The 17,277-nt window shown below is 72.1% G+C and carries 13 protein-coding genes and 1 tRNA gene; 4 read left to right on the plus strand and 10 right to left on the minus strand.

Annotation, left to right across the window (positions count from 1 at the left end):
• Positions 1-60 precede the first annotated feature (60 nt).
• The gene (locus BMY19_RS06275; RefSeq protein WP_100251203.1) at positions 61-615 is read left to right on the plus strand and encodes a tellurite resistance TerB family protein; all 555 of its coding nucleotides are present in this window, start codon (positions 61-63) and stop codon (positions 613-615) included.
• Between the two features lie 77 nt (positions 616-692).
• A complete protein-coding gene (locus tag BMY19_RS06280; RefSeq protein ID WP_100251204.1) occupies positions 693-1,154 on the plus strand; it encodes an ABC transporter ATPase in 462 nt (153 codons plus the stop codon).
• Between the two features lie 38 nt (positions 1,155-1,192).
• On the opposite strand, the gene BMY19_RS06285 is transcribed toward BMY19_RS06280, so the two are convergent.
• Together BMY19_RS06285 and BMY19_RS06290 are read right to left on the minus strand one after the other, a co-directional pair.
• Entirely contained in the window at positions 1,193-2,725 is a 1,533-nt protein-coding gene (locus tag BMY19_RS06285) for an acyl-CoA carboxylase subunit beta (protein WP_020091972.1), read from the minus strand.
• Positions 2,726-2,882: 157 nt separating this feature from the next.
• Positions 2,883-2,957 (minus strand) — tRNA-Val (locus tag BMY19_RS06290).
• Between the two features lie 258 nt (positions 2,958-3,215).
• Between BMY19_RS06290 and BMY19_RS06295 the strand changes: the two genes are divergently transcribed.
• Entirely contained in the window at positions 3,216-3,557 is a 342-nt protein-coding gene (locus BMY19_RS06295) for an Rdx family protein (protein WP_234082982.1), read from the plus strand.
• Between the two features lie 55 nt (positions 3,558-3,612).
• Positions 3,613-5,829: a sensor histidine kinase gene (locus tag BMY19_RS06300; protein ID WP_100251205.1), complete on the plus strand. Its 2,217-nt coding sequence runs from the start codon at positions 3,613-3,615 to the stop codon at positions 5,827-5,829.
• A gap of 23 nt (positions 5,830-5,852) precedes the next feature.
• On the opposite strand, the gene BMY19_RS06305 is transcribed toward BMY19_RS06300, so the two are convergent.
• From BMY19_RS06305 to BMY19_RS06340, 8 genes are read right to left on the minus strand one after another with little or no spacing between them, the layout of a single operon-like run.
• Entirely contained in the window at positions 5,853-7,001 is a 1,149-nt protein-coding gene (locus BMY19_RS06305) for an ABC transporter permease (RefSeq protein ID WP_100251206.1), read from the minus strand.
• Between the two features lie 11 nt (positions 7,002-7,012).
• Positions 7,013-8,029 (minus strand): ABC transporter permease, encoded by a 1,017-nt coding sequence (locus BMY19_RS06310; RefSeq protein ID WP_020091976.1) that lies wholly within the window; start codon positions 8,027-8,029, stop codon positions 7,013-7,015.
• On the minus strand, positions 8,026-9,993 hold the full coding sequence (locus tag BMY19_RS06315) for an ABC transporter substrate-binding protein (protein WP_100251207.1): 1,968 nt from the start codon (positions 9,991-9,993) through the stop codon (positions 8,026-8,028). The genes BMY19_RS06310 and BMY19_RS06315 overlap by 4 nt, the downstream gene beginning before the upstream one ends.
• Complete coding sequence (locus tag BMY19_RS06320; protein WP_100251208.1) at positions 9,990-10,856, minus strand: hypothetical protein; 867 nt, start codon at positions 10,854-10,856, stop codon at positions 9,990-9,992. The genes BMY19_RS06315 and BMY19_RS06320 overlap by 4 nt, the downstream gene beginning before the upstream one ends.
• Positions 10,856-12,697, minus strand: a complete 1,842-nt coding sequence (locus tag BMY19_RS06325) for an ABC transporter ATP-binding protein (protein ID WP_100251209.1) — start codon at positions 12,695-12,697, stop codon at positions 10,856-10,858. The genes BMY19_RS06320 and BMY19_RS06325 overlap by 1 nt, the downstream gene beginning before the upstream one ends.
• Complete coding sequence (locus tag BMY19_RS06330) at positions 12,694-14,646, minus strand: glycosyltransferase (RefSeq protein WP_100251210.1); 1,953 nt, start codon at positions 14,644-14,646, stop codon at positions 12,694-12,696. Before BMY19_RS06330 ends, BMY19_RS06325 begins: the two co-directional genes overlap by 4 nt.
• Positions 14,634-15,914: a glycosyltransferase family 4 protein gene (locus BMY19_RS06335; RefSeq protein ID WP_100251211.1), complete on the minus strand. Its 1,281-nt coding sequence runs from the start codon at positions 15,912-15,914 to the stop codon at positions 14,634-14,636. Before BMY19_RS06335 ends, BMY19_RS06330 begins: the two co-directional genes overlap by 13 nt.
• Entirely contained in the window at positions 15,911-17,161 is a 1,251-nt protein-coding gene (locus BMY19_RS06340; protein ID WP_100251212.1) for a glycosyltransferase family protein, read from the minus strand. Before BMY19_RS06340 ends, BMY19_RS06335 begins: the two co-directional genes overlap by 4 nt.
• Positions 17,162-17,277: the final 116 nt, after the last annotated feature.

Here is a 17,277-nt window from a genome sequence, read left to right on the forward strand (position 1 = left end):
GGTTTGACACACCGAGATGTGCGTGAGAGCGTCCCGCGTCGATTCGATCTGGGGACGCTCATGCCGATCCTGCTCGGCCTCATCGGGATCATCGTCGCGGGACTGTTCTGGATCTTGCGGACGCACGGGACCGTCAAGGGCCTGCAGGAGGTCAACCGGGACACGAAGGGGCTTCAGCGCCGCGCCGTCTCGACCTTCCAGAACCTCGTGGGAACGCCGTTGCAGCGCGTCCGCGACCCGCGCCTGGCGGCGGTGATCCTGATGATCCAGCTGGTCCGGACCGGCAGCCCCCTCACCGCCAGCGAGAAGACGCGGATCCTCGAATACATGGAGCGTCCGCTCGAGGTGGATCGGATCTCGGCCACCTTCGAGAGGGCCTGGGGCTACACGCAGGCGCGTCTCCCGTTCTCGCAGGTCGCCGACGCCCTGGCGCCGCTGCTGCGCGACGCGCTGACGGTGTCCGAGCGGGGCGAGTTGATCGCGATGCTGACCGAGGTGGCCAGCGCGCATTCCCCGCCCAGCGAGTTGCAGCGCGAGGGCATCGCCCGCCTCAAGCGGCGCCTCCTCGTCGGCGAGGGACCCGTCCTGGTCAGGGGACGGGGCGAATCCGCCTGATCCGCATCGGGGTGGGGCGAGGCGCGCCGGAACGCCGCGCCGCTCGCCTTTCCGGACCGCCGCGCTACCTCGCGGGCATGCGCGCGCTCCTGCCTCTCCTCGTCTTCACCGCCCTCTCGGCCGGCGCCGGCCCCGTCCGGGCACAGTCCTGCGACGCGCTCGTCGACAAGGTCACGGCCGAGACGGCGGCCAAGACGGCCGAGCGCCGGAGCGACTACGCGAGCTTCACGGCCGGTCCGGACATGACCCTGACGCTGGCCTGCGGCGGGCCAAACCTGTCCTCTGTGGGCGCGCAGTTTCGCGGCGCGAACCCGCCCGACCGCTACTACGACCTGTTCGGGCAGGCCGGGCACGCGGTGACCGGCATCGACGCCGCCGTGATCACCGAGGCCGCGCACCGGGCCCAGGCGACGGCCATGAAGCTCAGGCACAGCAACGTCGATCTCGGCGGGGCCCGGGTCACCTGCTCAGCGATGGTGTCGCCCGACAAGGGTCCGCTGACGCTGTGCGCGGTGATCGAGAACAGCAACCGCAGCTGAGACCGGCGGCGGCGCGGCCGCCGGCCCGTGCGCCCGCCTCAGAGCGGGATGTTGTCGTGCTTCTTCCAGGGCTGCTCCATCTTCTTGGTGCGGAGCATCCCGAGGGCCTTGGCGATCCGGCGGCGGGTCGAGTGCGGCATGATCACCTCGTCGATGTAGCCGCGCTCGGCCGCCACGAAGGGCGAGAGGAACCGGTCCTCGTACTCGCCGGTGCGCGCCGCGATCTTCTCCGGGTCGCCGATCTCGCTGCGGAAGATGATCTCGACCGCGCCCTTCGCGCCCATCACGGCGATCTGCGCCGTCGGCCACGCGTAGTTCACGTCCGCGCCGACGTGCTTCGACGCCATGACGTCGTAGGCGCCGCCGAAGGCCTTGCGGGTGATGATCGTGACCAGCGGCACCGTCGCCTGCGAGTAGGCGAAGAGCAGCTTGGCGCCGTGCTTGATCAGGCCGCCGTATTCCTGCGCCGTGCCCGGCAGGAAGCCCGGCACGTCCACGAAGGTGACGATCGGGATGCCGAAGGCGTCGCAGTAGCGCACGAAGCGCGCGGCTTTCCGCGAGGCGTCCGAATCGAGCACGCCCGCGAGCACCAGTGGCTGGTTGGCCACGAAACCGACGGTCCGGCCCTCGATCCGGCCGAACCCGGTGATGATGTTGCGCGCGTAGGCGGACTGGATCTCGAAGAAGTCGCCCTCGTCCACCACGCGGCGGATCAGCTCGCCCATGTCGTAGGGCTTGTTCGGGTTGTCGGGGATCAGCGTGTCGAGGGACGCGTCGATCCGGTTGACGTCGTCGAAGCTCTCGAGCTCCGGCACGCCGTCGATGTTGTTCGCCGGAAGGAAGTCGAGGAGGCGGCGGATCTGGAGGATCGCCTCGACGTCGTTCTCGAAGGACCCGTCGGCGATCGACGACTTGGTGGTGTGGACCTTGGCGCCGCCGAGTTCCTCGGCGGTCACGACCTCGTTGGTGACGGTCTTCACCACGTCGGGGCCGGTCACGAACATGTAGCTCGTGTCGCGAACCATGAAGATGAAGTCGGTCATGGCCGGCGAGTAGACGTCGCCGCCCGCGCAGGGACCCATGATCACCGAGATCTGCGGGATGACGCCCGAGGCCATGACGTTGCGGCGGAACACCTCGCCGTAGCCGCCGAGCGCCGCGACGCCCTCCTGGATGCGCGCGCCGCCGGCGTCGAAGATACCGATGATCGGGGCGCGCATCTTCAGCGCCATGTCCTGAACCTTCACGATCTTCTGGGCATGCGCCTCGGACAGCGAGCCGCCGAACACCGTGAAGTCCTTCGAGAAGAGGAAGACTGTGCGGCCGTTGATCGTGCCCCAGCCGGTCACGACGCCGTCGCCGGGGATCTTCTGCTTCTCCATGCCGAAATCGGTGGAGCGGTGCTGCACGAACATGTCGAACTCCTCGAACGACCCGTGGTCGAGGAGGAGTTCGATGCGCTCGCGCGCCGTCAGCTTGCCGCGCTTGTGCTGGGCCTCGACGCGCTTCTCACCGCCGCCGAGCCGGGCCTGCGCCCGCCGCTCTTCGAGCTTGTCGAGGATGTCCTTCATGGCTGTTCCCGCCCTTCCCCTGCCTGTGACCTGCGACCCGGATCGGGCCGGGTCCAAGCTTATGCGTTCACCGATCGAGCGCCCTTAGCACGCGCTTTTCGGGTGGCAAACCGACGCGGGGAGCCGCGGGATCAGACCTTCGGGGGATAGGGGATGATGGTGGACGGTGCAGGGATCGAACCTGCGACCTTTCCCGTGTGAAGGGAACGCACTACCGCTGTGCTAACCGTCCGTACCGGCGTGCCGCCTGAGCGCACGCCATCGCCGCTCGCCCGTGGGGGCGCCGCGACCCGGTGGCGGGCCTTCTAGAGCGCGGCGGGCCGCGACGTCAAGCGCGGCCGGCGATGTTGGCCGACAGCCGGACGAGCGTTCGAGCAGGCGTCCAAATACGCACCGCACTCGGCTGAGCGCCGCCGTCGCCGGCCCGGGGCACGCCGACGTGCGCGCGCGTGAGGTTGACAAGGGCGCCGGCCCGGTGCGCTGTGCGGGCATGCACGATGGGCCAGCGGGCGCGAAGCCCGGCAGCGACGTGACGGTGGAGGGCGCGGCGAGGCCAGGACGGCCGCGCGTCGCGATCACGTACTGCACCCAATGCAACTGGCTGCTGCGCTCCGCCTGGATGGCGCAGGAACTCCTCTCGACGTTTCGCGATGATCTGGGCGAGGTCGCCCTCGTCCCGGCCACGGGGGGCGCTTTCAACATCCAACTGGACGGGGTGCTCCTGTGGGAACGGGTGCGCGACGGCGGTTTCCCGGACGTGAAGGCGCTGAAGCAGCGCGTGCGCGACCACCTCGACCCGACACGCGATCTCGGTCATATCGACCGGTCATGAGGCGAGGGAACGGCGACGAGCCCGCGTGGCACCGCGGGCCGGGGACGGACCCCGCTTGAGTCCGGACCATCACGCCGAGGGCGCGGGCGTCCCCGCGGTGATTCCCGCGCGCCGTTCCTGGCTGTCGCGGCGGCTGCACCGCTTCGGGCGAAACGGCTTCTCGACCCAGGTCTACCTGATCGCGCTGGTGATCGCGCTGATCGGCCCCGGCCTGCTGTTCACCAGCATCCTGCTGATGCGCTACGCCTCCGCCGAGCGGGCACGGTTCGAGCAGGACGCCCGCGAGAACGTGCGCGGCATCGGCCTGTCCCTGGACCGCGACACCGCCGGTCTCGTGTCGGTGCTGCAGACTCTGGCGACCTCACCGCGGATCAGGCAGGGCGACTTCGAGGCGTTCGACGCCCAGGCGCGCCTCGTTCGCGAATCGATCGACCTGGACGTGCTCCTGCGCCGGCCCAACGGGCAGGAGATGGTGAATACCGGCGTGCCGCGCGGCGCGCCGATGCCGGTCGTGACGCTACCCTTCGACCAGGATCTGGCCCGCGGGACGCAGCGCGCCATGGTGAGCGGCTACGTGCCGGGCCCGACGCCGAGCGAGGCCACCTACGCGGTCGGCGTGCCCGTGATGGTCGACGGCGAGGTCGGCTATATCCTGAGCTTCACCGTTCCCCTGTCACGCCTGCAGGGCATCCTGTCCCGGGAGGTCGTCCCGGGCTGGACGACGGGGATCAGCGACAGGTCGGGCATCGTCCTGGCGCGCCTGCCCGATCCCGAGGCGGTGGTCGGCAAGCAGCGCCTCGCCAGCCTTCGCCAGGTGCAGTCGTCGACGCCCGGGGTCTGGGAAGGCCAGGATCGCCAGCACAAGCCGGTGGTGGTGATCGAGGCGCGCTCGCGGCTCACCGGCTGGATGGTCGCGACCAGCATCCCGCAGGCCCTCGTCGACGCGCGGGTGCGGCGCTGGATCTGGGCCTTCGCGGGCTTCGGCCTGCTGGTGCTGGCCACCTCGTCGCTCCTGGCGGTGAACCTCTGGTCGCGGGTCTCGCGCCCCCTCCGGCTGCTGGCCGCTTCGGGGCCTGCCCTGGCCCGGGGCGAGGCGATCCCGCGCGTGTCGTCGCCGGTCCACGAGATCCAGCGGCTCGGCGTCGTGCTGTCGGAGGCGTCTCTCCGGCTGCGCACCCGGGAGGAGGAGCGCGACCGGGCGCTCGCCGAGACAAAGCGCGGCCTGAGCGCCCTGAGCGAGTCCGAGGCGCGCTTCCGGCACATGGCCGATTCGGCGCCGGCCTTGATCTGGATGACCGACGAGACCGGCGCGGTCAGCTTCGCCAACCTCCATTTCGAGCACCTGTTCGGGCTGCCGGCCGCACGGTTCAACGACGACGGCTGGCACCAGATCGTGCATCCCGACGACCTGGAGAATTTCCGCAGCGCCTTCACGGAGGCGTTCGAGGCCCGGATCCCGTTCCGCACGGAGGCGCAGGTGATCGACCGGACGGGCGCGGTGCGCTGGCTCCAATGCGAGGGCGTGCCGCGGCTCGACGACGCCCAGAACTTCCTGGGCTACACCGGCTGCAACATCGACATCACCGACACGAAGAACGCCGAGGAGCACCTCCTGCTCCTGATCCACGAGTTGAACCACCGGGTGAAGAACACCTTGGCGACGGTGCAGTCGATCGCGGCCCAGTCGCTGCGCGGGCTGGAAGGCGCCGAGGCCGACGCGGCGCGCGCCGCCTTCGAGGCACGGCTCCTCGCCCTGGCGCGGGTCCACGACGTGCTGACCCGGGAGAGCTGGGAGGGAGCGGAACTCTCCGCCGTCGTGGCGGACGCGATCCGGCCGCTGGAGGCCGGCGACGGCCGGGCCTCGCGGTTCCAGGTTCAGGGACCGGCCCTGCGGCTGCCGCCGCGGCTCGCGCTGTCCATCGCCATGGCCCTGCACGAGCTCGGCACGAACGCCGTGAAGTACGGCGCGCTCTCGACCGAGGGCGGCACGGTCGAGATCGCCTGGACGGTGCGGCGCCTGGACGAGATGCAGCTCTCGCTCCGCTGGTCCGAGCGCGGCGGCCCGCCGGTGAAGAAGCCGACGCGGACCGGATTCGGATCACGCCTGATCGAGCGCAGTCTGGCGCGCGAGCTCGCCGGCGAGGTGGTGCTGAGCTACGAGCCGACCGGCGTGGTCTGCACCATCGACGCCCCGGTGCCGCCGCCGGGCCTCCTCGAGCGCAAGGGCGTCGCCGCCCCGACGCGGATCGCGCCGCTGCCGCTCGCCGGGTAAGCACACGGCGCGGCGCGCGCCCGTCAGTGGTACGGATCGGCAGCGTCGCGCAGGCCGTCGCCCATGAAGTTGAAGGCGAGCACCGTCACCAGCACGGGCAGGACCGGCAGGAGCAGCCAGGGGTAGAGCTGCACCGCCGCGAGATTCTGCGCCTCGTTGAGCAGCACGCCCCAGCTGGTCACCGGCGGTCTGAGTCCGAGGCCCAGGAACGACAGGGCGGTCTCGCCGAGGATCATGGTCGGGATCGACAGCGTCGCCGACGCGATCAGGTGGCTCATGAAGTTCGGGATCAGGTGGCGGCCGATCACCCGGGTCGGCGAGGCGCCCATCAGCTCGGCGGCCTGGACGAAATCCTCCTCCCGCAGCGCCAGGAGCTTCCCGCGCACCGCCCGCGCGAGCCCCGGCCAGTCGAGCAGGCCGAGGATCACCGTGATGCCGAAGAAGATCAGCAGCGGGCTCCAGTTCGGCGGCAGCGCCGCCGACAGGGCGAGCCAGAGCGGCAGCTCCGGCAGGGAGCGCACCACCTCGATCAGCCGCTGCACCCCGGCATCGACGACGCCGCCGAAATAGCCCGCGATCCCGCCGAAGAAGAGCCCGAGCGCGAACGAGATGGCGACGCCCACGAGGCCGATGGTGAGGGAGATCCGGGCCCCGTAGATCATGCGCGAGAACAGGTCACGCCCGAGCTTGTCGGTGCCGAGGAGGAACAGCGTGCCGTTCTCCGGCGGGCAGACGAGGTGCAGGTCGGTGCGGACGAGCCCCAGCCAGTCGTAGCCGTCGCCCCGGCAGAGGAAGCGCAGCGGCTGCGGGGCGGCGGCGTCCACCTTGTAGTCCCGGCGGAACGTGTCGAGGTCGAGATGGGCCCGGTAGGGATAGACGAACGGCCCGACGAAGCGGCCCTCGTGGAACAGGTGCACGCCCTGTGGCGGCGCGTAGAGGAAGTCGCCGTTGCGGCGGGCTTGCCCGTAGGGCGCGAGCTGCTCGACGAACGGCACGGTCGCGTAGAGCGCGAGCAGGATCAGGGCCGAGGCCACGGCGAGGCGGTGGCGCAGGAACTTGCGGAAGATGAGCCGCCACGCGGAGGCCGTGGCGACCGGGCTCTCGGTCCGGGCCTCCGGCTCGAAGGGCGCCGGATCGACGAAGTGTCCGGATGCGGGCAGCGCGTCGGTCATCGCGGGGCGAGTCATCGCAGGCCCATGCGGATGCGCGGATCGAGCCAGACCAGGATCAGGTCCGAGATCAGCATGCCGACGAGGGTGAGGGCCGCGACGAACATCAGGATGAACCCGGCCATGAACTGGTCCTGGCTGCGCAGGGCCTCGAGGAGCAGCGGCCCGACGGTCGGCAGGCTGAGCACCAGGGAGACCAGCACCGACCCCGAGACGAGGTGCGGGAGCAGGTTGCCGATATCCGCGACGAACGGGTTGAGCGACATCCGGAACGGGTATTTCAGCAGCGCCTGCAGGGGCGGCAGGCCCTTGGCGCGGGCGGTCACCGTGTAGGGCTTGGCCAGCTCGTCGAGCAGGTTGGCGCGCATGCGCCGGATCATGGCCGCGGTGCCGCCGAGGCCGATCACCAGCGTCGGCACGATCAGGTGCGCCATGAGCGAGCGGACCTTCTCCCAGGTCCAGGGCTGGTTGGTGAGGGCCGAATCGTAGAGGCCGCCGATCGACAGCCCGAACCACCGGTTGGCGTAGAACAGCAGGATCAGGGCGAGCAGGAAGCCCGGCACCGCGAGGCCGACATAGCCGAGCAGAGTGACGACGGCGTCGCCGAGCGTGTTCCGGTGCGTCGCGGAGTAGATTGCCGCCGGGATCGCCACGAGGTGGACGAACACCACCGCCGTCAGGTTGATCAGCAGGGTCAGCCACAGGGCGTCACCGACGACGTCCGCCACCGGCTTGTCATACTCGAACGACCAGCCCCAGTCGCCCTGGAGCAGCCCGGAGAACCCGACCGATCCGGGCAGCACGCCGATCCACATCAGGTACTGCTGCCAGACCGGCCGATCGAGCCCGTACTGCTTGATGAGCAGCTCGGCCTTCGCCACGGAGCTCGCGTCGCCGGTGGCCCGCAGCTCCATGATCCGGTTGGTCAGGTAGTCGCCCGGCGGCAGCTTGATGATCACGAAGACGAGCGCCGAGATGACCAGCAGCGTCACCGCCATCGTGACGACGCGGCGGAGGATCTGGACGATCACCGGGCCTCCGCGCGCTTGTCGGCGCCGGTTTCGGTGCCCTTGTCCCAGAACAGCTCGTCGAGACGCTGCACGCCGATCATCGCGGTGGGCTCCCAGGAATAGAGGGCGCGCTTCGGGAGGTTGATCAGGCGATCGGCGCCGACCACCGGCTGGAGCGCGCCCGCCACCGTGCCGATCACCCAGGTGTTGTGCGCGTGGTTCATCAGCATCTCGCGCCAGATCGCGGCCTGCCGGCCGGCATCGTCGGTGTGGCGCCACTCCCGGTCGAGCTCGATGAGGCGCTGGACCTCCGGTACGTCGCAGGGCTCGCCGCTCTTGCCGCGGCTCTCGACGTTCATGCTCCACAGCGGCCAGGAATAATGCTCCGGCTGGGCCGGACTCAGCTCGGTCGGGGGCATGATCGCGGTCGGGACGGCGAGGTCGAGGCCCTGGGCGGCGACCATGACGGTCACGCCCGCGATCGAGCGCCGGTGCAGGTTCGTGCGCTCCTGCGGCTTGGTGATCAGGCGGATCCCGACCTCGCGCCAGAACTCCGTGATGAGCAGCAGCGCGTCGAGGACCATCTCGGCCTCGCCGTCGCTCTCCACCACCAGTTCCAGGGCGCGACCGCCCGGGAGCAGCCGCGTGCCAGAACCGTCGCGGGCCGTCAGCCCGATCTCGTCCAGAAGCTTGGCAGCCCGGGCCGGGTCGTAGGCGGCGTTGAGGGTCCGCATCTCGGGCTCGAACAGCGCGCTCTCGGGCACGATCGTGTCGTTGCCCTCGGTGCCCAGGCCGAACAGGAGCGTGTTGTTCAGGGTGCGCCGATCGATGGCGAGCGACAGGGCGTGCCGGTAACGCACGTCGCGGTTGAGCTGCCGCCACGCCGGATCCGTCGTGGTCAGGTTCGGGTAGAGCGCGATCTCCGAGCCGCGGGCCACGGGCCACAGGTTGGTGCGGTAGCGATGCGCCGCCTCACCCTCCTTGAGGCTCGGGATGTCGGGCATCATCAGGCCGCGGAACATCAGGTCGGCCTCGCCGGCATTGGTCTTGGCGACCAGGAGGCCCTGCGAGGCCACGTCCATCACGATGGAATCGACGTAGGGGAGCTGCGTGCCGGCCGTGTCGACCCGGTGGTAGCTGCGGTTGCGCTCGAACCGGAACCGGGTGGCCGGCGAGCGGGTCCGCGGGACCCAGCCCTGCAGGGTCGGGCAGTCCGGGTTGTTGAGCTCGTAATTGTCGTCGAGGCGATTGTGCAGGGCCGCCCAGCTGCGGAGCTTCAGCGCCTTGGCCTTCGCGTCGGCCACCTCCTTGCCGACGTAGCGGGCGTGGTACGGCTTGAGATAGTGCGACGGCCGGTAGATCAGCGGGTCGCGCGGCGCCGCCAGGGCCGGCAGGAACATCGGGTTCGGCCGGTCCCAGCTGTAGCGGACGGTGACCGGATCGAGGAATTCCACCTCCGGGAGCTTGCCGTCGACCCGGAAGAAGGCCGCGGGCCCGTCGGGGCTCAGGGCCTTCTCGTTGGCGACATCCTCCCAGTAGTAGCGGAAATCCTCCGCGGTGAACGGGTGACCGTCCGACCAGCGGTGGCCCTGGCGGAGCGTGAACGTGAAGCGGCCGCCCTCGACGTCGACGCGCTCCAGCACGTCGGGCCGCAGGTTGAGGTCGGCATCGTAGCCGACGAGGCGGGTGTAGCCGTAGACCGACAGGTAGCGGACGTCCCGCGCCTTGGCGATCAGGGTGCGGATCGTGCCGCCCGCGCTGCCGAGGCGGCGTCCGTGGGCGGCGAGGTCGGCCACGTAGGGGGTGGTCGGCGGGCCAGGCGCGTCGGCCGGCGGGGTGTCGGCGAAGGCCCGCGACGGCGCGCGCGACCAGATCAGGCTGGCGCCGAGCCCGGCGAGCAGGGCGCGGCGGGACACGGTGCTGTCGTTCCCGCCCCGCAGCGGGAGAGCGGACGGGGTGCCGTCCCGGATGTCCCAAGCCTTCATGAGCTGCCCCGCAACGTCACGGAGGTGAGCCGGGCGGGCGAGTAGCCGGTCGCCCAGTGCAGGTCGTCGAAGGCGTGGGACCGGGCGATCAGCCCGGCGGCCTGCCGCACCAGGGCGTCGTCGGCCGGCTGCTCGAAATGGCGGCCGTTCCGCGTCCACCGGATCGGCTCCGGGCTGCGCTCGGGCCCGGTGATCATCGCGATGGTCGGGTGCGCGGGGCCGCCATGGGCGTGGATCCGGTGCCCGGCCGCGTCGTCGTCGAACAGCAGCCGGGTCAGACCGCGCGCCCGCGCCTCCACGACCCGCCGGCCCTGGGCGACGTGGTCGTCGAAGAACGCCACCGTCCGCGCCGGGTCGAGCATGGACCAGTCGGCGGTCGACCAATCCGCCGTGCTGTAGCGGGCCTGCCGGTCGCGGTACTGCAGGCCCGACAGGTCCGGATCGTGGCAGAAGATCTGCGCTTGCGGGCGGGCCTGCCGGATCACCCAGGTCGTGAGCCCGCGGAACACGCCCGATTCGATCACGAAGTCGGGCTTCAGCGCCCGCATGGCGACGTAGAGCTGCAGCGCGCCGTTGAAGCCGCTGCCGCCGCGCCGCTGCCGGACGGGGGCGGTGGGTATCAGCGCCCAGAATGCCCGGACCTGCTCCAGCACGTCGCCGTCGGGGATGAGGCCGGCGGCGGCGAGATCGCGTTCCAGGATGGCGGCGGCCGATTCGAGCAGGGTGGCGACTTCGCGCGGCGAGGTCGGCCGGTGGGTCCAGTCGGGGGCGGCCGGGACGAGGTCGTAGCCCAGGCGGTCGAAGAACGGCGACAGCACCTTGCGGCGCAGGCGCTCCAGCATCACGGGCGGCCGGGCCTGCATCACGCGGCCTCCGCACTGTGGGCGGTGCTGAAGCGCACCCGGTGTCCGGTCTCGACCGGGCGCATCGCCCCGGCCTCGTCGGGGGCCAGGCGGAACGGCTCCTCCCAGCGGGTTGGGTCATTGCGGTCGGAGGCGACGGCCGCGAAGTCGAGGGGATGGTCCAGGCTCGGATCGGGCACGGCGGCGAGCAGCGCCCGCGTGTAGGGATGGACAGGCCGGCGGAACAGGGCCGCGCGGGGCGCCTCCTCGACGATGCGGCCCCGGCACATCACGCTGATGGTGTCCGCCATGTAGTCGATCACTGCCAGATTGTGGGAAACGATGAGGTAGGAGAGGCCCAGGGCGGCCTGGAGATCCTTGAGCAGGTTCAGGATCTGCGCCTGGACCGAGACGTCGAGGGCCGAGACCGGCTCGTCGAGCACCAGCAGCCGCGGCTTCGGGGCGAGCGCCCGGGCGATCCCGATGCGCTGCCGCTGCCCGCCCGAGAAGGCGTGCGGGTACCGGCCGAGACCGCTGGGCTCCAGGCCGACCATGGCCATCAGGGCGCGGCAGCGCTCCCGCCGCTCCGCCGCCGGGACGCCGTGGATCTCCATCGGCTCCGACAGGATCTGCCGGACGGTCATGCGCGGATCGAGGGACGCGTAGGGGTCCTGGAACACGAACTGGACCGTGCGGCGATAGGCGAAGAGGGCGTCGCCGCTCAGGCCGTGGACGTCCCGCGGGCCGCTGCCGTCGTCGAACAGGATCCGCCCGGAATCCGGCCGGAGCGCCCGCATGATCATCTTCGAGACCGTGGTCTTGCCCGACCCGGACTCACCCACGAGCCCCAGCGTCTGGCCCGCCGCCAAACTCAAGGAGACGTCGGACACGGCGTGGACGATCCGCGGCTTCTGCCACAGCCGACCGGCGCGCAGCGTGAAGCTCTTGCTCACCCCCTCCACCTGGAGGATCGGTCCGGCCAGGGGGGCGGGCGCCTGGCCGGGCGGGATCTCGGCCTTGGCCGGGCGGATCGGCGTCAGCCGCTCGCCGGGCGCCATGTCGAAGCGCGGCACCGCGTGGAGGAGCGCGCGGAGATAGGCGTGGCCCGGCGCGCGCATCAGCGTGTCGCGCGGGCCCGCCTCGACGAGGCGTCCGCGGTAGAGGACGGCGACGTCGTGGGCGATGTTGGCGACCACGCCGAGGTCGTGGGTGATCAGCAGGATCGCCATCCCGGTCTCCTCCTGGAGCCGAGCCAGCAGGGCGAGGATCTGGGCCTGGGTGGTGACGTCGAGCGCGGTGGTCGGCTCGTCGGCGACGAGGAGGGCGGGTTTCAGGATCAGCGCCATGGCGATCATGGCGCGCTGGCGCAGGCCGCCGGACAGCTCGAACGGGTAGGTCCGCAGGGCGCGGTGCGGGTCCGGGAAGCCGACCCGGGCCAGCGCCCCCTCGGTCCGGGCATCGGCCTCCTTGCGGTCGGCCCCGGTGTGGATGCGCAGCGCCTCGCCGATCTGGTCGCCCACCGTGTGGAGCGGTGACAGGCAGGTCATGGGCTCCTGGAAGATCATGGCGATGCGCTGGCCACGGATCGCCCGCATCGCCTCGCCTTCGGAGGGGAGCCGCGCGATGTCGGCCTCGACCTCGCCGTCCCGGAACAGGATCTGACCGCGGGTGATGGCGGCGGAGGGCGGCAGGATCCGCAGAATCGCCTGGGCAGTCACCGACTTGCCCGAACCGGACTCGCCGACCAGGGCGAGGGTGCGGCCGCGGTGAACGTCGAGGGACAGGCCGTGCAGCGCCTCGAACGGACCGCTCTCCGTGCGGAACGCGACCGCGAGGTCGCGGATGGACAATAGCGGGCTCAACCCGTCCTCGCGATCTGTGAGACCTGAGACTTAGATGCCGCCGGCCCCTTGTCCATCGCGGACGCGCCGAAGTGCGCCCGAACATCCACGACCTGTATCGCCGGGTGCCGCAGGAGGTTGGCCACCAGCGCGCCGACGAAGTCCCAGACGGCCTCGTCGTGGACGCGGTGGTGCGTCAGCAGGCCGAGCGGCCGCTCCGGCGCGCCCGCGATGTCGGCGGCGAGGCCGCGCAGCAGGGCTTCCGGATCGCGCAGGGACCGGCTGCCCCGCCAATCGATCGGATCGAGGGTGGCATCGAGCCGGCGCAGACCCGGGATCGACGGGCCGGGCACGGCCGAGAGGCCGCGATAGCCGAGATCCGGCAGGGCGGCGGCGAGTTCCGGCGCGACGCGGTTCCACGGCGGCACGAAGACAGGCAGCAGCGAGCCTTCCGGCAGACGCTGCTGGGCGATCCGGAGGCCGGAAGCGGCGTCGGCGACCAGGGTGTCGAGAGGGCGGTGCGCGCCGAACTCGGCCCGCTTCTCGCCCGGCGGGGCGTGGTTGTGGTGGGCGAGGCCGTGGACGGCGGCGGATACACCGGCAGCCGCTTCGAGCCGCCGCGGCAGCGAGGCGTCGATGCCGGCCGGGATCGCGGCGAGGAGCAGCGGGACGCCGTGGTGCTCGGCGAGACCGATGAGGCGGTCGAGGTCCGGACTGCCCGCGACCGCGTCGTCGTCGCGCCAGAACAGCGGCACGCGCAGGCCCCGCGCCGCGACGGCGTCGAGAGCACGGCGGAGAGCGTCGAGGGCCGGCTCGGCCGGCTTAGCGCGAACGGGGCGCGATCGCTCGCCCCCGCGGAGGGATTCGACCAGCGCGACCGTGCGCGCTGCGCCGTCCCGATCGAGCCCGGGATCGCCGGGCGCGGGGAGGACGCCCCGCGCCGCGATGGCCTGCACCAGGGTCCCGGGCGTCAGCTCCGATTCCGGCAGCACCCGGGCGAGGCCCCGGGCGGCGAGGCGCTCGGCGCGCAGGCGCTGCTCGGTCTCGCCGCCGGCCTCGAAGGGCACGAGGACAGCGGGTGTGCCGGTGGCGAGAAGATCGACGGCCGTGTTGTAGCCGCACTGGCTGACCGACAGGGCGGCGCCGGCCAGGAGCGCGCGATAGTCCGGCTGCGCGCGACCGAGGATGCCGGGCGCGAGACCGTGACCGATCTCGGACAGCTCGGCCTCGGGGACGCCGTGGCCGGCCAGGATCCGCCAGCCGAGATCCGGCCGAAGCCGGGCGGCGCCTGCGGCCGCGCGCAGCAGGACCAGCCCGGCCGGTCCGGATCCGGCGGCGACCACCACGCCGGAGCGGCGCGAGGCCGGCGCGGGCACGGTCCCCTCGTCCACGTAGCCGGTGTAACGCACCTTCGCGGCGGTGGCCGCGTCGAGGGGCCACGAGGCCTCGAGGGGGATCAGGGCCGGGTCGCCGTGCACCAGCACGGCGTCGTAGAGGTCCGCCACACGCGCGTGCGCCTGGGCGATCCGCTCCGGCTTGGTCGAGGCCACGAGGACGTCGCGCACGGAGGCGAGGACGAGCGGGCGCGGCCGCCGGGCGCGGGCCGCGTCCACCAGGGCGAGGAACTCGGCCGCCAGGGCGCGCCGGCCGAACGGGAACAGCTCGGTGATCACCGCCTCAGGCTCGAAGGCCGCCAGGGTATCGACCATCAGGGCCCGGCGGCGTTCGAGGAGCGCCGGCCCGGCCGGGCTTCCGTCGGGGTCCAGCAGCGTCGAGAAGTCCGTGCCGGCGATCCGGAGCGGCGGCAGCTGCACGCGGCGCAGCCCGTCCTGTCGGACCATCGGTGCCGGGACGCCGCCCGAGACCAGCATCGTCTCGTGGCCGGCCGCCGCGAAGGCGCGGGCGATGGCGGCCGCGCGGGTGAGGTGCCCCGCGCCGAGCAGATGCGTGACCGCGATCAGGACGCGCACGCGGACAACTCCGATTCGCGGGCGACCGCGCCCTGCGGCAGACCCGCGGACGCGCGCAGCCGGCCGGCGATCAGCGCGATCGCCGCTTCCTCGGAGAAGTCCTGCACGAGCCGGGCCAGGGCCGCCGCGCCGAGCCGCTGACGGAGGCCCGGATCGCCCGCGAGACGCGACAGGGCCTCGGCCAGCGCCGCCGGCTCGCCGGGCGGCGTCAGGACGCCGTGGACACCGTCGGTGATGAATTCCGGCGTGCCGGCGAAGGCGGTCGCCAGGATCGGAAGCGCCTGGCTCGCGGCCTCCATCAGCACGTTCGGCAGGCCGTCGCGATCGCCGCCGGGGGCGGGCTTCGTCGGCAGGACGAAGAGGTCCGCCGCGCGCATGGCCTCGATCACCGCGGGCTGCGCCAGGGCGCCGCGGAAGCGGACCCGCTCCGCCAGGCCGCAGGCAGCGACCCGGGCCTCCAGGGCTTCGCGCCGCTCGCCGCTGCCGATCAGGTCGAGCCGCCAGTGCAGGTGCGCGGGCAGGGCAGCGAGGGCGTTGATGAGGTCGTCGTGCCCCTTCTTGGCGACGAGCCGGCCGACACAGAGGAGCCGGAGGGGGCGGTCCGGGTCCGTCCCGTCGCGCGGCTCGCGCGGCGGCGGCGCGTCGGGGAACCGGGCGAGATCGAGCCCGTGATAGGCGAGCAGCGTCCGGCCCGGGGCGAGGCTGTCGAGCCGGGCGAGGCCGTCACGGGTGCAGGTCACGCCCCATTCGGCGTCGCGCAGCTTCTCGGCCAGTTCCCAGTCGGGCGTGGTCCAGATGTCCTTGGCGTGCGCCGAGAAGCTCCACCGGCGCCCGGTCATTAGCGCGGCGTAGCGGGCGACGCTGGCCGGCGTGTGCAGGAAGTGCACGTGGATATGGGCGACCTCGGCCGGCAATTCCCGGGCGAGGACCAGGGCCTGCCCGAGGCGCCGCAGCCGCGACGCCGTCGGATCGCGCCGGAGATCGCGGGCGAACAGCGCCAGGAGCGCGGGCAGGTTCGGCCGCCGGAGCGCGGCGCCGAGGCCTCGGAGCACCCGCAGCGGCGCGTCGCGCAGGTACTCGGGCAGGTAGGCGGCCTCCGCGCGGATCTGCGCGTGCATCGGATGCCGCGCCCGATCGGTCGGGCGCCGGAGGGACCAGATCTCGAGAGCCAGTCCGCACCGTTCCAGCGCCAGCAACTCCTGCGCGATGAAGGTCTCGGAGAGCCGCGGATAGCCCTTCAGCACCACGGCGACCCGTTTGGCGCTCACGAATAGGCCTGCAGGTACGGCCGGGCCGCGACGTCCGCGCCGCCGCGGGCGGTCAGCGCCCGGACGCGGCGCGCGACCGCGTCGAGGCCGTCCAAGAGACCCGGCACCAGAACCCGCGACGGCGGATCCTGTCCCGGCAGGTCGCGGAGCGCCGCCGCCATGCGCCCGGGCGCCCGGCCTTCCGCCTCCATCAGCACCCGCGCGAGGCCGAGCCGCTCGGCCGCCAGCGCCCGGATCGCCTGTTCCCGCCGCGGCTCGGTCCGGGGCACGAGGATCGCCCGGCGGTCGAAGGACAGGATCTCGCAGAACGTGTTGTAGCCCCCCATGGCGACGACGCCGGCGGCCTTGCGCATCAGGAACTCGATCTCGCTATCGAAGGTGATGGCCGCGATCCGGTCACCGAGGCGGCGGATGCGCGCCATGAACCCGTCGCGGATGCCGGCATCGAGGAAGGGACCGAAGGCGATGAGCGCGGGCAGGGGGATCGCGGGATCGGCCTCGTAGGCGGCGATCACCCAGTCGATCAGGGCCGCCCCGTCGCCGCCGCCGCCCGGCGTCACCAGGATGAAGGGGACGTTCGCGATCGGGGGCTCCTCGCGGCCGGCGCGGCGCTCCGGGAGGTCGCGGCGGAGATAGCCGGTGTAGATCAGGCGCCCGTCGATGCGGGCGGCCATCTCGGGCTCCATCGGCAGCGCCGCCAGGGGCTCGTGGATCCGGCTCAGCCCGTACACCCAGATCTCGTCGTAGAAACGCGCCATCGTCTCGGCCGCGCCCTTGCGCTCCCATTCGGGGACGAGGCGGTCGGCGTCGTCGAGGACGTCGCGCAGGCCCAGGACGAGGCGGATGTCGCGGGCTGCGGCCTTCTCCAGCACCGGCAGCAACTCGCCGTGGAAGCCGGCCGGTTCCTTGTCGACGATGATCAGGTCGGGTCGGAAGGCGTCGCAGGCCTGGGCGATGATCGCGGAACGCTGCGCGACGGTGCGCGCCAGCGGGGTCGCGCCGTCGAGGCTGGCATAGCCGCCGTCGGCGAACTTGGTCACCGGCGGCAGCCTGACCGTCCGGACGCCCGCCGCGAAGGCGAAGCGGTCGACCACGGGGGAGCCCGAGACGATCATCGCCCGGGCGCCGCGGTTGCACGCCACGATCGCGTTGGCGATCGCCCGCGAGCGGCGCAGATGGCCGAGCCCGAAGGTGTCGTGGCTGTAGATCAGGACGCGCGGGGCCGGAGACGCCTCGTCCAGTCGCATCGATGTGATCGCCCCGGTTTGACGGCGCGAGGATCGCAGCCGCCGCCCTCTTGCACAAGCCGGGCCGGGCCGCAAACACCGCTGTTAACGGGCCCGGAACCGCGCGCGCATAGGCT

It is taken from the genome of Methylobacterium sp. UNC300MFChir4.1 (genome assembly GCF_900110155.1).
In the GTDB taxonomy this organism is placed as follows: domain Bacteria; phylum Pseudomonadota; class Alphaproteobacteria; order Rhizobiales; family Beijerinckiaceae; genus Methylobacterium.